General features: G+C 71.9%; 11 protein-coding genes. 6 read left to right on the top strand and 5 right to left on the bottom strand.

The window, feature by feature from the left end; all coding sequences use genetic code 11:
* Window positions 1-10 precede the first annotated feature (10 nt).
* The 3 genes from GA0070213_RS30450 (at window position 11) to rny (ending at window position 3900) form a co-directional block, all read left to right on the top strand.
* Entirely contained in the window at window positions 11-703 is a 693-nt protein-coding gene (locus tag GA0070213_RS30450) for a regulatory protein RecX (RefSeq protein WP_091072516.1), read from the top strand.
* Window positions 704-740: 37 nt separating this feature from the next.
* Window positions 741-1445, top strand: coding sequence for a 3-keto-5-aminohexanoate cleavage protein (locus GA0070213_RS30445; RefSeq protein WP_091072581.1), 705 nt, complete (start codon window positions 741-743; stop codon window positions 1443-1445).
* 688 nt (window positions 1446-2133) lie between these two features.
* Complete coding sequence (gene rny, locus GA0070213_RS30440; protein WP_091072512.1) at window positions 2134-3900, top strand: ribonuclease Y; 1767 nt, start codon at window positions 2134-2136, stop codon at window positions 3898-3900.
* A gap of 60 nt (window positions 3901-3960) precedes the next feature.
* Here rny and GA0070213_RS30435 read toward each other — a convergent pair whose 3' ends face one another.
* From GA0070213_RS30435 to GA0070213_RS30420, 4 genes are all read right to left on the bottom strand, one after another.
* Window positions 3961-4836, bottom strand: coding sequence for an amino acid ABC transporter permease (locus GA0070213_RS30435; protein WP_091072578.1), 876 nt, complete (start codon window positions 4834-4836; stop codon window positions 3961-3963).
* Window positions 4833-5489 carry an amino acid ABC transporter permease gene (locus GA0070213_RS30430; RefSeq protein ID WP_091072509.1) on the bottom strand — a complete coding sequence of 219 codons (657 nt, stop codon included), beginning with the start codon at window positions 5487-5489 and terminating at the stop codon, window positions 4833-4835. The genes GA0070213_RS30435 and GA0070213_RS30430 overlap by 4 nt, the downstream gene beginning before the upstream one ends.
* Window positions 5490-5569: 80 nt before the next feature.
* Window positions 5570-6505 (bottom strand): glutamate ABC transporter substrate-binding protein, encoded by a 936-nt coding sequence (locus GA0070213_RS30425; RefSeq protein WP_091072506.1) that lies wholly within the window; start codon window positions 6503-6505, stop codon window positions 5570-5572.
* Window positions 6506-6564: 59 nt separating this feature from the next.
* Window positions 6565-7320, bottom strand: coding sequence for an amino acid ABC transporter ATP-binding protein (locus GA0070213_RS30420; protein ID WP_091072503.1), 756 nt, complete (start codon window positions 7318-7320; stop codon window positions 6565-6567).
* A 199-nt stretch (window positions 7321-7519) separates the two neighbouring features.
* On the opposite strand from GA0070213_RS30420, the gene selD reads away from it, so the two are divergent.
* From selD to miaB, 3 genes are all read left to right on the top strand, one after another.
* Window positions 7520-8509: a selenide, water dikinase SelD gene (gene selD / locus GA0070213_RS30415; protein ID WP_091072500.1), complete on the top strand. Its 990-nt coding sequence runs from the start codon at window positions 7520-7522 to the stop codon at window positions 8507-8509.
* A gap of 203 nt (window positions 8510-8712) precedes the next feature.
* Complete coding sequence (locus GA0070213_RS30410) at window positions 8713-9192, top strand: hypothetical protein (protein WP_091072495.1); 480 nt, start codon at window positions 8713-8715, stop codon at window positions 9190-9192.
* A 52-nt stretch (window positions 9193-9244) separates the two neighbouring features.
* A complete protein-coding gene (miaB, locus tag GA0070213_RS30405; protein WP_091072493.1) occupies window positions 9245-10747 on the top strand; it encodes a tRNA (N6-isopentenyl adenosine(37)-C2)-methylthiotransferase MiaB in 1503 nt (500 codons plus the stop codon).
* Between the two features lie 94 nt (window positions 10748-10841).
* Here miaB and GA0070213_RS30400 read toward each other — a convergent pair whose 3' ends face one another.
* Complete coding sequence (locus GA0070213_RS30400; RefSeq protein WP_091072489.1) at window positions 10842-12479, bottom strand: cellulase family glycosylhydrolase; 1638 nt, start codon at window positions 12477-12479, stop codon at window positions 10842-10844.
* Between the last annotated feature and the right edge of the window lie 304 nt (window positions 12480-12783).

Below are 12783 nucleotides of genomic sequence, written 5' to 3'. Positions count from 1 at the left end.
CCGCTGATCCGTGGCAGGACGACGGGCCCGCACGGGGCGGGGCTGGGATGCCGGCCCACCCCGTGCGGGTGACGCCACCGGCACGCCCCAGCCCCGCCGTGGGCGCCGCGGTCGCGCGGCGGAGTCCGACTCCGGGGAGGCTCCGGCTCCACCGCGCGACGAGGCCGAGCTGGCCCGGGAGATCTGCCTGCGGCAGCTCGCCACCCGGCCGCGCACCCGCGCCGAGTTGGCCGGTGCGCTGGCCCGGCGGGGCATCTCCGAGGAGACCGCCGAGCAGGTGCTCGACCGCTACGACGAGGTCGGCATCGTCGATGACGCCGCGTTCGCCCGTGCCTGGGTGAGCAGCCGGCACAACGGCCGCGGGCTGGCCCGCCGGGCGCTCGCCACCGAGCTGCGCCAGAAGGGCGTCGACGGCGAGGTGGCCGGCGCCGCCCTGGACGGGCTCGACGAGGAGACCGAGGCCGAGACGGCCCGGGCCCTGGTGGACCGGAAGCTGCGCACCGCCCGCGGCGAGCCCGACGCGGTGTTCCGGCGCCTGGTCGGCATGCTGGCGCGTAAGGGCTATCCGGCCGGCGTGGCGATCCGCGCGGTCAAGGACGCGCTCGCCGCGCAGAGCGCCGAGGCGGCCGAGTTCGCCGAGCACATCGACGCCGACGCCCTGGCCGACGCCGAGAGCGATCTCGACGCCCGCCGGCACGACTGACCCGACCCGCCGCCGTCGTCGAGGAGGGGTGCACCCGATGGTGAAGGCGTGCCTGAACGGTGGGCGGCGACGCGACGAGCATCCGGCCGTGCCGCTCACCGCGGCCGAGTTGGCGGCCGACGCCGCGCGTTGCGCGGGGGCCGGGGTGGCGGCGGTCCACGTGCACCCGCGCGACGACGACGGCGCCGAATCCCTCGATCCGAGCGTGATCGCGGCGGCGGTCGGCGCCGTCCGGGCCGCCCGTCCCGGCCTGCCGGTCGGCGTGAGCACCGGCGCGTGGATCCTTCCGGACCCGACCGAGCGGGTGGCCGCCGTCCGTGCCTGGACGGTGCTGCCCGACTTCGCCTCCGTCAACGCCCACGAACCCGGCGCGGCGGCGGTCGCCGCCGCCCTGCACGAGCGCGGCGTGATGGTCGAGGCCGGCCTCTGGACGCCGGCGGCGGTCGACGCGTGGCGCCGCTGGCCGACACCCACCGGGCGGGTCCTCGTCGAGTGCATGGCCGAGTCGGTCGAGGTGGCGCTCGCCGACGCGGCCGCGATCCTCGCCGCGATGCCCGACCGGTGCCCACCGGTGCTGCTGCACGGCGAGGGCCCGGCGACCTGGCCGGTGCTCGCCGAGGCGGTCCGCCGTGGCCTGCCCACCCGGATCGGCCTGGAGGACACGCTCCTGCTGCCGGACGGCACCGCCGCGCCGGACAACGCCGCACTGGTGACTGCCGCCCGCGCCCTGGGCGCCCGCTGACCGAGGCGGTGCGTGAACCGACAGCGCACAGTCGTGGAATGCCGCTCCTTCGGCGACCTGACGTGGATCATCGTGGTGCGCGGGTCGCGTCGACCCGGCGGACTGTCGGGCGGGCCCGCGGCACGGTGCCTGAGCAGGCGGGAAAGGTCACGCGGAGATGACAGCCGGCGAGGTTTGTCCACGCCTGTCCGGCATATTCTCACCTCTCCGTGACGGGACAACTTCTCTCCGTCCGGGTGGTTTGATCATGACTCCTTGACCGAACGGCCCCTCGCGACCTAGCCTCGCCATACAGGCTCACTTTGCCCGACCAGCGCAGGCTAAGCGCACAACATAGATCTCGTAACAGAACAGCATCACTTTGGCCAGCTTCACCGGCCCTTGACGGCCGTTCCGGACCCTGTCCGGCGCGTCCGACAACTGCAACCGGCCGCTGGCGGTGCCCAACGAGGGGCACCGCCGACGGAAAGCTGCCCACAGCCAGCCGCTCCGGTCGGGCGTCCAGAGCCGCAGGCGCGTGCCATCGCGCGTGCCCTGCGGCGCGACGTTCAGGGGAGGCGGCCATGGCGGGGCGGCACAGGTTCATCGGCGGTCTGCCACACGGTCCCGGCCGTTCCTCGCCGGGCGGCGGCACCGCCCCGGCCGGTGCGGCGACGCCCGTCGGCACCTACCGGTGCGGAGTGGCGGCATGAGCGCCTTCGACGTCGTCCTCCTCGTGGTGGTGCTGCTGCTCGTCGCCGTGGTGATCGGCGCCGTGCTGTTCGGCGTGCGGGTGCTCAAGCGCTTCAGCCTGGCGCCCGCGCCCGAGGACCCGGCCTTCATCGCGGAGAAGGACCGGCAGGAGCAGTCCCTGGCCGCGCTTCGCACCGCAGCCGACGAGGTGAACAGCACCATCGACGTGGCGAAGTCGGCCGCCTCCGCGGCCCGTGCCGAGGCGGCCGCGGCAAAGGCCGAGGCGAAGGCCGCCCGGGCCGAGGCGCGGCGGGTGCTCGACGACGCCCGCGCCGAGGCGGACACCGTGCTGGAACGGGCGCACAAGCAGGCCGAGGCGGACGCCGAACAGCTCCGGGCGACCGCGCGGCGCAGCGGCGAGCGCGAGGTGGCGGTGCTCGCCGCCACCACGCGGGAGCAGGCCGCCGAGGTCGAGCGGCGGGCCGCCCGGATGGACGAGCGGGAGCGGCTGCACACCGAGGAGGTCGAGCGGCTGGCCGAACGCGAGCGGCAGCTCACCGCCGCCACCGCCGCGCTCGCCGCCCGGGAGGCCGCACTGGCCGAACGCGAGCGGGAGCTGACCGAGGTGGAGGAGCAGCGACGCCGCGAGCTGGAGCGGGTGGCCGGGCTGACCGCCGACGCCGCCCGCGTCGAGCTGGTCGACTCGATCGAGGGGCAGGCCAAGCGGGAGGCGGCGCTGCTGGTCCGGGAGATCGAGTCCGACGCGCGGAGCACCGCCGAACAGCGGGCCCGGCACATCGTGGTGGACGCCATCCAGCGGGTGGCCAGCGAACAGACCGCGGAGAGCGTGGTCAGCGTGCTGCACCTGCCCGGCGACGAGATGAAGGGCCGGATCATCGGCCGGGAGGGGCGCAACATCCGCGCCTTCGAGTCGGTCACCGGCGTCAACCTGATCATCGACGACACCCCCGAGGCGGTGCTGCTCTCCTGTTTCGACCCGGTCCGCCGGGAGGTCGGCCGGCTCACCCTGGAGAAGTTGGTGCTGGACGGTCGGATCCACCCGCACCGGATCGAGGAGGTCTACGACCTGGCCCGCCACGAGGTGGAGGAGCTGTGCCACCGGGCCGCCGAGGACGCCCTGGTCGAGGTGGGGATCACCGAGATCCATCCGGAGCTGGTCACCCTGCTGGGCCGGTTGCGCTACCGGACGTCGTACGGGCAGAACGTGCTCAAGCACCTGGTCGAGACCGCGCACATCGCCGGCACCATGGCCGCCGAGCTGCGGCTGGACGTGCCGACCATCAAGCGCTGCGCGTTCCTGCACGACATCGGCAAGGCGCTCACCCACGAGGTGGAGGGCAGCCACGCCATCATCGGCGCCGACCTGGCCCGCAAGTACGGCGAGACCGAGGACGTGGTGCACGCCATCGAGGCACACCACAACGAGGTGCCGCCGCAGACCATCGAGGCGGTCCTCACCCAGGCGTCGGACGCCTGCTCGGGCGGGCGGCCCGGGGCCCGGCGGGAGAGCCTGGAGGCGTACGTCAAGCGGCTGGAGCGGATCGAGGAGATCGCGGCCGGCAAGCTCGGCGTGGAGAAGGTCTTCGCCATGCAGGCGGGCCGGGAGATCCGGGTGATGGTGAAGCCGGACGACGTGGACGACATCGGCGCGGCGGTGCTGGCCCGGGACGTGGCGAAGCAGATCGAGGAGGAGCTGACCTATCCGGGTCAGATCCGGGTGACGGTGGTGCGCGAGTCCCGGGTCACCGAGATCGCCCGCTGACGCGACGACGACGGGCGGGTGGGGGAGAACCCCCACCCGCCCGTCGTGTGGTCCCTCGGGTCAGAGGGGAGTGACGCCGGTGCCGCCGTCGGTCTGGGTGGCCGGGACCGGCTTGGCCGCGCTGCGCGGCAGCCGGGTCAGCCGCTTCTGCAACCACCAGGCCAGCACCGACAGCAGACCGCAGATGCTGATGTAGATGGCCGCGATGACCAGGTACGTCGGCACGTAGGGCAGCCCGAACGCCAGCCGGCCACCGATCTGCTTCCCGGCGAAGAGCAGCTCGGGGTACGTGATGATGAAGCCCAGCGCGGTGTCCTTCAGCAGTACGACGAGTTGGCTGACGATGGCCGGCAGCATCGCGCGGAACGCCTGCGGCAGCAGGATGAGCCGCAGCACCTGGTTCTTGCGCAGGCCCACCGCGTAGGCGCCCTCGGACTGCCCGTACGGCACGGCGTTGATGCCGGCCCGGAAGATCTCCGCCAGCACCGAGCCGTTGTAGAGCGTCAACCCGATGACCAGCGCCCAGAACTTGTCGATCGGCCAGCCGTACTGCAGCGGCACGTAGTAGCCGAAGAAGATCAGGATCAGCAGCGGGATGGCCCGGAACAGCTCCACCACGAAGGTGGCCGGCGTGCGGAACAGCCAACGGTCGCTGAGCCGGGCGCTGGCGAAGACCGCGCCGAACAGCAGCGCCAGCACGGTCGCGACGGCGGCGGCCTTCAGCGTCGCGAGCAGGCCGGAGAGGATCTCCCGCTGCACCGCGACGTACTGGAACTGCTCCCACTTGCGGGCCTCGAACTGGCCGGTCTGGTCGAACTTGTAGACCACGAACGCGATCAACGCGACGATCGCGGCGATCGAGACGACGCCCAGGATCCGGTTGCGCAGTCGGGCCTTCGGGCCGGGAAGGTCGTAGAGGACGCTGCTGCTGCTCATCGGGCCACCGCCCACTTGCGCTCGAGGAACCGCTGGAGCACCACCAGCGGCAGGATGAGAATCAGGAAACCGATGACGATCCAGGTGAGCACCGCGAACTGGGGCTCACCCCGTTCGGCCATGTACGCCGGGATGGCACCGGCTTCCAGCACCGAGAAGCCGGCGGCGATCGTGGTGTTCTTCAGCATCGCGATGAGCACGCTCATCAGCGGCGGGACCATGGCCCGCAGCGCCTGCGGCAGCACGATCAGCGTGAGCACCTGGGCGAACGTCATGCCCAGCGCCCGGGCGGCCTCGGCCTGCCCGGTGGCGACCGTGTTGACGCCGGAGCGGACCACCTCGCAGATGAACGCCGAGGTGTAGACGGTCAGCGCGATGCAGGCGCTGGGGAAGTAGTCGATGTTCACGTCCAGCTTCGGCACGGCGAAGACGAGGAACGCGAACACCAGGGTCAGCGGGGTGTTGCGGATCAGGTTGACGTAGGTGGCGCCGAAGGCCCGCAGGGCGGGGATCGGGGACACCCGCATCGCGCCGAGCAGCGTGCCGAGGACGAGGCTGCCGACGCCGGCGATCAGGAACAACTTGACGGTGTTGATGAACCCGTCGCGGAACAGGCTCGCGTTGTCCGTCAGGACGCGGAGGAACTCGCCCATGCCTCGCTCTCAGTCTCTCGGACACCGACCGGGCGGGGAGGAGGACCTCCCCGCCCGGTGCGACGTCGGGTGGCGGACCGTCAGTACCGCTCGAGCTGCGGCGGGGTGGCCGGCGAGCCGGACTTGCCCAGCGTGCCGTCGTAGATCTTCTTCCAGGTGCCGTCGGTGAACGCGGCCTCGATCTGGTCGTTCACGTAGTCACGCATGGCCTTGTCGTCCTTGGGCAGGCCGATGCCGTACTTCTCGGTGCTGAACGGCTGGCCGACGACCTTCAGCTCGTCCGGGTTCTGCGCGGCGTAGCCCTTGAGGATGGCGTCGTCGGTGGTGACCGCGTCCACCTTCTTGTCCAGGAGCTGCGAGACGCACTCGGAGTAGGTCTTGAACTCGACGATGTTCTCCGGCTCCGTCATGCCCTCGTCGCGGACCTTCTGGATCGGGGTGGATCCGGTGGCCGAGCAGACCTTCTTGCCCTTGAGGGTGTCCTTGCCGGTGATCGACGAATCGTCCTTGCGGACCAGCAGGTCCTGGCCGGCGACGAAGTACGGGCCGGCGAAGGAGACGTCGTTCTTGCGCTTGTCGGTGATCGAGTAGGTGCCGACGTAGTAGTCGATCTCCCCACCCTTGATCGCGGTCTCCCGGTTGGCCGACTGGATCTCCTTGTACTCGATCTTCGCCGGGTCGACGCCGAGCGTGCTGGCGACGTACTGGGCGATCTCGATGTCGAAGCCGCAGCGCTTGCCCTGGGCGTCCTTGTAGCCGAGGTTCGGCTGGTCGAACTTGACGCCGACGACGACCTTGCCCGCCGACTTGATCTTCTGGAAGGCCTGGCTGCCGGCGACGTTGGCGTCCGTCTTGGGAGTGAAGGTCACGCCCGAGGTGCTGCAGCTGTCGCCCTGCGCCCCGCCGCTGGCGTTGCCGCCGCCGCTCGGGGTCGGGTTCCCCTCCTTGCCGCAGGCGGCCGCGGAAAGGGCGAGCGAGGCCATCATGGCCACCGCCGCCACGCGCTTCATACGCATACACATCTCCTTCGTCGACGGAGCCGTCGGGGACGACTCCACTGCTCCACTACGGACGCTCAGTGCGTGAGGATCTTGGAGAGGAAGTCCTTGGCCCGGTCGCTGCGCGGGTTCGCGAAGAACTCCGCCGGCGCGGCCTCCTCGACCAGCTTGCCGTCGGCCATGAAGACGACCCGGTTGGCCGCGTGCCGGGCGAAGCCCATCTCGTGCGTGACCACGACCATGGTCATGCCGTCGCGGGCCAGCGAGGTCATCACGTCGAGCACCTCACCGACCATCTCCGGGTCGAGCGCGCTCGTCGGCTCGTCGAAGAGCATCGCCTTGGGCTGCATGGCCAGCGCGCGGGCGATCGCCACCCGCTGCTGCTGGCCGCCGGAGAGCTGCGCCGGGTACTTGTCCGCCTGGTTGGCGATGCCGACGCGGTCGAGCAGGGCCAGGCCGCGCTCCCGGGCGGCGGCCGGCTTCTCCTTGCGCACCTTGACCGGCCCGAGCGTGACGTTCTCCAGGATGGTCTTGTGCGCGAAGAGGTTGAACGACTGGAACACCATGCCGACCTCGCTGCGCAGCTTGGCCAGGGGCTTGCCCTCGGCCGGCAGCGGCTGCCCGTCGAACGTGATGGTGCCCTCGTTGATCGGCTCCAGCCGGTTGATGGCCCGGCACAGCGTCGACTTGCCGGAGCCGGACGGGCCGATCACCACGACCACCTCGCCCCGATCGACGGAGAGGGACACGTCGTCGAGCACGTGCAGCGGCCCGAACCACTTGTGGACCCCGTCGAGCACGATCAGCGGGTCGCCCGTCGTCACGTCGTCCACCGTCCCTGTCGTCCGTGCCGGATCCGGGGGTCGGTCGACCTCCCGGTTGGGCAACTGTAGGCGGCCTGATGTGGCGGAACGCAACCCAGATGGTCACGGAGCGGTAACACCGGTCACCGGCGTACCCGCGCGTCCGAATTCCGTCGCCGACCGGTGCGTCCGAGTGGCGGTCGGGTCCGGTCGCGGAGATCATGAGGCGATGACCGACACGTACCGGCTCACCGAGCATGCCCGCGGCGGCGGTTGCGCCTGCAAGATCCCCCCGGGCGAGCTGGAGGCGATGGTCGCCGGTCTCGGCCCGAGCGGAGGTACGGCCGACCTGCTGGTCGGCCTGGAGAACGGCGACGACGCCGCGGTGGTCCGGCTGGACGAGCGCACCGGCCTGGTGACCACCGCCGACTTCTTCACCCCGGTCGTCGACGACGCGTACGACTGGGGCCGGATCGCCGCCGCCAACGCGCTCTCCGACGTGTACGCCATGGGCGGCACCCCGCTGGTCGCGCTCAACCTGCTCTGCTGGCCGCGCGAGGTGCTCCCGCTGGAGCTGGCCCGCGAGGTGCTGCGCGGCGGGCAGGACGTGGCCCGGGAGGCCGGCTGTCACCTGGCCGGCGGGCACAGCGTGGACGACGACGGCCCGAAGTACGGCCTGGCGGTCACCGGCGTGGTCCGACCCGACGAGCTGATCACCCTCGACGCCGGGCGGGCCGGGCTGCCGCTGTCGCTGACCAAGCCGCTCGGCGTCGGCGTGCTCAACACCCGGCACAAGCAGACCGGGGAGCGGTTCGCCGAGGCGGTCGAGTCGATGGTCCGGCTCAACCGGGACGCCGCCCGCGCCGCGGTGGCCGCCGGGATCCGCTGCGGGACCGACGTGACCGGCTTCGGCCTGCTCGGGCACGCCTCCAAGCTGGCCCGGGCCAGCCGGCTCACGGTCGCGATCGACACCGCCGCGGTGCCGTACCTGCCGGGCGCGCGCGAGGCGCTGCGCGACGGGTACGTCAGTGGCGGCACCCGGCGCAACCTGGAGTGGGTGACGCCGTGGACCGACGCCGGCGGCGCCGACGAGGCCGAGCGGCTGCTGCTGGCCGACGCGCAGACGTCGGGCGGGCTGCTGGTCGCCGGCGAGGTGCCCGGCGGCACGGTGGTCGGCGAGCTGCTGCCCGCCTCCGACCACCTGATCCGGCTGCGCTGACGCGCCGCGTGGCGTCGCGCGGCACGGCACGATACCCGATAAACTGTCATCTTACCGCTACTCAGGGCAACGTCGCCCAGGGAAATTTTGCCCGGAATGGTCACAGACCGGTAACTTGCCCCCGGTCGAGGTCAAATGCCCCCCACCATCGTCAGTAAGGCCCGATTCGGAGGCCGGTGGGACGAGCGCAGCGAGGAGGCGGCATGACCGAGCTGTGGAACTGGAGAATCGACGGCGGCGCGCCGGTGGAGGTCTACCCGGCGATGGCCGAGGCGCTCGGACGGGTGGTGATGCCCCTCGCCGTCGCCGACCCGGCCCGGCTCCCCGCGTACGCGGTGGTCTGCGACGTGTGGGAGGCGCCCGGGGCGTACGGCACCGTGGTCGACTGTTACGGCGTGCCCGAGCGCCTGCCCGAGCTGCCCGCCATCGCGGCGCTGGCCCGGGTGCTGGGCCGCAACTGCCTGATGCGCGACGACACGCTCGACGCCGGCCGGCACCTGCTGGTCGCCCCGGACGGCACGATCCGCCCGGTGCACTTCGACGTGGTCGAGACCGACGACGGTGAGGTCCTCAGCGACCAGCGGCTCTGCACCGAGGCCGACCCCCGCTGCCGCGGCTGGTCGCGGTGCCACCGCTCCCGCTGGGCGCCCGACTCGGTCGGGCCGGCGCTCGCCGCCGCCTGACCGGGTCCGCCCGTCGCCGGCCGCCGGCGCACCCGGATACGCTGTCCGGGTCATGACTACCGCAGCCGCGGGCAGCCCGCGCACCTACCAGGTGCGCACGTACGGCTGCCAGATGAACGTGCACGACTCCGAGCGCATCTCCGGCCTCCTCGAGGACGCCGGTTACGTGCGTGCCCCCGAGGCCGGCGAGCAGCCCGACGTGGTGGTGTTCAACACCTGCGCGGTCCGGGAGAACGCCGACAACCGGCTCTACGGCAACCTGGGTCACCTGCGCCCGGTGAAGGCGAAGCACCCCGGGATGCAGATCGCGGTCGGTGGCTGTCTCGCCCAGAAGGACCGGGGCGAGATCGTCCGCAAGGCGCCCTGGGTGGACGTGGTCTTCGGCACGCACAACATCGGCTCGCTGCCGGCGTTGCTGGACCGGGCGCGGCACAACGCCGCCGCCGAGGTGGAGATCCTCGAGTCGCTGGAGGTCTTCCCCTCCACGCTGCCGACCCGGCGCGAGTCGACGTACGCGGGCTGGGTCTCCATCTCCGTCGGCTGCAACAACACCTGCACCTTCTGCATCGTGCCCTCGCTGCGCGGCAGGGAGAAGGACCGCCGCCCCGGCGACGTCCTGTCCGAGGTGCGGGCGCTCGTCGACGAGGGCGTGCTGGAGGTGACGCTGCTCGGGCAGAACGTCAACTCCTACGGCGTCGAGTTCGGCGACCGGTACGCGTTCGGCAAGCTGCTGCGCGCCTGCGGCGACATCGACGGGCTGGAGCGGGTCCGGTTCACCAGTCCGCACCCGAAGGACTTCACCGACGACGTGATCGAGGCGATGGCCGAGACGCCGAACGTCTGCCACTCGCTGCACATGCCGTTGCAGTCCGGCTCCGACGACGTGCTGCGCGCGATGCGCCGCTCGTACCGGTCGGAGAAGTACCTCGGCATCATCTCCAAGGTCCGGGCGGCGATGCCGGACGCGGCGATCACCACGGACATCATCGTCGGCTTCCCCGGCGAGACCGAGGCCGACTTCGCGCGCACCCTCGACGTGGTCCGGGAGGCCCGGTTCTCCTCGGCGTTCACCTTCCAGTACTCGAAGCGCCCCGGCACCCCGGCGGCCACCATGGACGGCCAACTGCCCAAGGCCGTCGTGCAGGAGCGCTACGAGCGGCTGGTCGCCTGCGTCGAGGAGATCACCTGGGCGGAGAACCGCAAGCTGGTGGGCGAGACCGTCGAGGTGCTGGTCGCCGTCGGCGAGGGCCGCAAGGACGAGCGCACCGGCCGGATGTCCGGGCGGGCCCGCGACGGCCGGCTGGTGCACTTCGCCACCGGCGAGCTGGGCGGGCAGATCCGTCCCGGCGACATCGTGCACACCGCCGTCACCTACGCGGCCCCGCACCACCTGAACGCCGACGGGGCGCCGCTGGCGCACCGCCGCACCCGGGCCGGCGACGCGGCCGAGGCGGGGCGCGCCCCGCGTACCCCCGGGGTGCTGCTCGGCCTGCCCACGATCGGCGCGCCGGCCGTACCGCCCGCCCCCACCACCGGCGGTTGCGCGGTCCGCTGACCCCCACCCCGCTCGTGAGGAGGGGCCCCTTTTTAACACTCGGTGTTAAAAAGGGGCCCCTCCTCTACCGAATGCGTTAAGAGGGGGCCCCGCCTTATCCGCAGGCGGAGGTGTTGAGCTTCACCGTGGCGGGGTTCGCGGCGGTGCCGTTGGCGGTGAAGCCGACGGTGACCGACGCCCCCGCCGCCAGTGACGGTGCCCAGGTGGGCGCCGCCGCCGTGACCGTGGTCCCGGACTGGGTGACCGTCGCGTTCCACCCGCTCGCCAGCGTCACCCCGGACGGCCAGGTCCAGGTGACCGACCACGGGTTCACCGCACCGGTGCCGGTGTTCTTCACGGTCAGCTCGCCCTGGAAGCCGCCGGCCCAGGCGTTGACCTGCTTGTAGCTGGCGGTGCACCCGCCGCTCGGCGCCGGCGTGGTCGGCGTCGGGCCGGGCGTGGTCGGGTTCGGCGTCGGGGAGCCGGTGCCGGTCGGCGTCGGGTTCGGGTTGCCGCCGCCGGTGGGCGGGATCAGGTAGGGCTGGAGGATGGCCTGCTTGGCCTGGTTGACGGTGGTCCAGTCGTCGTTGGCGATGCCGCCGGTGTCACCCGAGTTGGGGTTCCACGACCAGTAGGTGAACGACATGCCGTTGACCCCGGTGCCGGTGTAGGCCATCAGGTTCTCCAGCCAGACCTTGTCCTTCGGGTCCTGGAGCGTGGTGCCGAACTCGCCCATCATGATCGGCGCGATGTTCTGCTTGTAGAGGTAGCCCCAGTACCTGTCCCAGATGGCCGGCATGTTCGCCGGGTAGCTCGGGTCGTCGAACCAGGCCTGCCGGTAGACCGAGGTGGCGTACTCGTGCGGCGAGTAGACCAGCCGGTTGGCCACGTTCAGCCGCACCGGGAACTGCCCGGCCTTGGAGAGGTTGCCGCCCCACCAGCCGCAGTCCTCGTCGTTGCTGGGGTCGTTGTCCCAGACGTTCGACAGGCCGCCGCTCGGACAGCTCACCCCCTCCACGAAGATCAGCCAGTTCGGTTGCACGCCGAGGATCGCGTTGCCGGCCCGCTCGGCGGCCAGCCGCCAGTCGCGGGCGGTGTCGCCGCAGCCCCAGCAGGCGCCGGTGGCGGCCGGGTTGGTGCCCTCGGCGTGCGGCTCGTTGTGCAGGTCCGCCCCGATCACGGTGGGGTTGTTGGCGTACCGCTGGGCCATCGTCTTCCAGTCGTTGATCCAGGTCGCCTCGGAGACGCCCGAGGTGTACCAGAGCGGCGACTGCCCGGCCGAGGTCGGCCGGTGGCGGTCCAGGATGACCCGCATCCCCTTGCTGCCCGCGTAGTCGATGACCTTGTCCAGGATCTGCAGCGGGGAGAGCCCGATCAGGTCCGGGTTGACGAAGTCGTTGATCCCGGTCGCGGTCGCGCCGGGCTTGATGGAGTCGTTCGAGTACGGGATGCGCAGCGTGTTGTAACCGAGCCGGGCCATGGTGTCGAGCTGGCCGCGCCACGGGTTGCTCGACCACAGGCCGTGGAACGTCTTGTTGTCGGTCTCCATGCCGAACCAGTTGATGCCGGTGAGCCGGACGGTCGCGCCCGTACTGTCGACGATCTTGTTGCCACTGGTGTGCAGGTAGCCGGTGCCGGTGCCGCCGGCCGCGGCGGCGGCCGGGGTGGTGCTGACGGTCGCGGCGACGAGGATGCCGGCCGCGGCGGTGGCGAGCGCCGTCAGGGCGCCGCCGAGGGCGGTGCGTCGGTGCATGGAAGCTCCACTTCGGATGCCCGCGCCGCGCGGGCGCCGCGGGCGGCAGGACCAGGAGGCACGGCACGCTCGTCATCGAGTACGCGGACAGCGTCCGCCGGGCCGTGACGTGGACGGCCACCCGTGGGGAGGCACCGGCGATCCTCGACGGCGATGATCAGCCGTCGACGCCCTCGCGCCGGTGTCGGAACCTGGCTCCGCCGCTCATTCTGATCAGCCCACCTCGATGCGTCAACCCGACCCGGCCGCCCCGCCCCGGCCGCCCCGCCCCGGCCGCCCCGCCCCGCCCTGGCCGCCCCGCCCC

Source organism: Micromonospora humi (genome assembly GCF_900090105.1).
Classification (GTDB): Bacteria; Actinomycetota; Actinomycetes; order Mycobacteriales; family Micromonosporaceae; genus Micromonospora; species Micromonospora humi.
Note: the sequence above shows the minus strand (reverse complement) of the source record. Positions and strands in the feature narration are given on the sequence as shown.

Excerpts from the sequence above, each read along its gene's own strand:
- miaB (WP_091072493.1), top strand. The coding sequence starts at position 9,245 with ATGACTACCGCAGCCGCGGGCAGCCCGCGCACCTACCAGGTGCGCACG.
- GA0070213_RS30410 (WP_091072495.1), top strand. The coding sequence starts at position 8,713 with ATGACCGAGCTGTGGAACTGGAGAATCGACGGCGGCGCGCCGGTGGAG.
- GA0070213_RS30445 (WP_091072581.1), top strand. The coding sequence starts at position 741 with ATGGTGAAGGCGTGCCTGAACGGTGGGCGGCGACGCGACGAGCATCCG.
- rny (WP_091072512.1), top strand. The coding sequence starts at position 2,134 with ATGAGCGCCTTCGACGTCGTCCTCCTCGTGGTGGTGCTGCTGCTCGTC.
- GA0070213_RS30425 (WP_091072506.1), bottom strand. The coding sequence starts at position 6,505 with ATGCGTATGAAGCGCGTGGCGGCGGTGGCCATGATGGCCTCGCTCGCC.
- GA0070213_RS30400 (WP_091072489.1), bottom strand. The coding sequence starts at position 12,479 with ATGCACCGACGCACCGCCCTCGGCGGCGCCCTGACGGCGCTCGCCACC.
- GA0070213_RS30430 (WP_091072509.1), bottom strand. The coding sequence starts at position 5,489 with ATGGGCGAGTTCCTCCGCGTCCTGACGGACAACGCGAGCCTGTTCCGC.
- GA0070213_RS30435 (WP_091072578.1), bottom strand. The coding sequence starts at position 4,836 with ATGAGCAGCAGCAGCGTCCTCTACGACCTTCCCGGCCCGAAGGCCCGA.
- selD (WP_091072500.1), top strand. The coding sequence starts at position 7,520 with ATGACCGACACGTACCGGCTCACCGAGCATGCCCGCGGCGGCGGTTGC.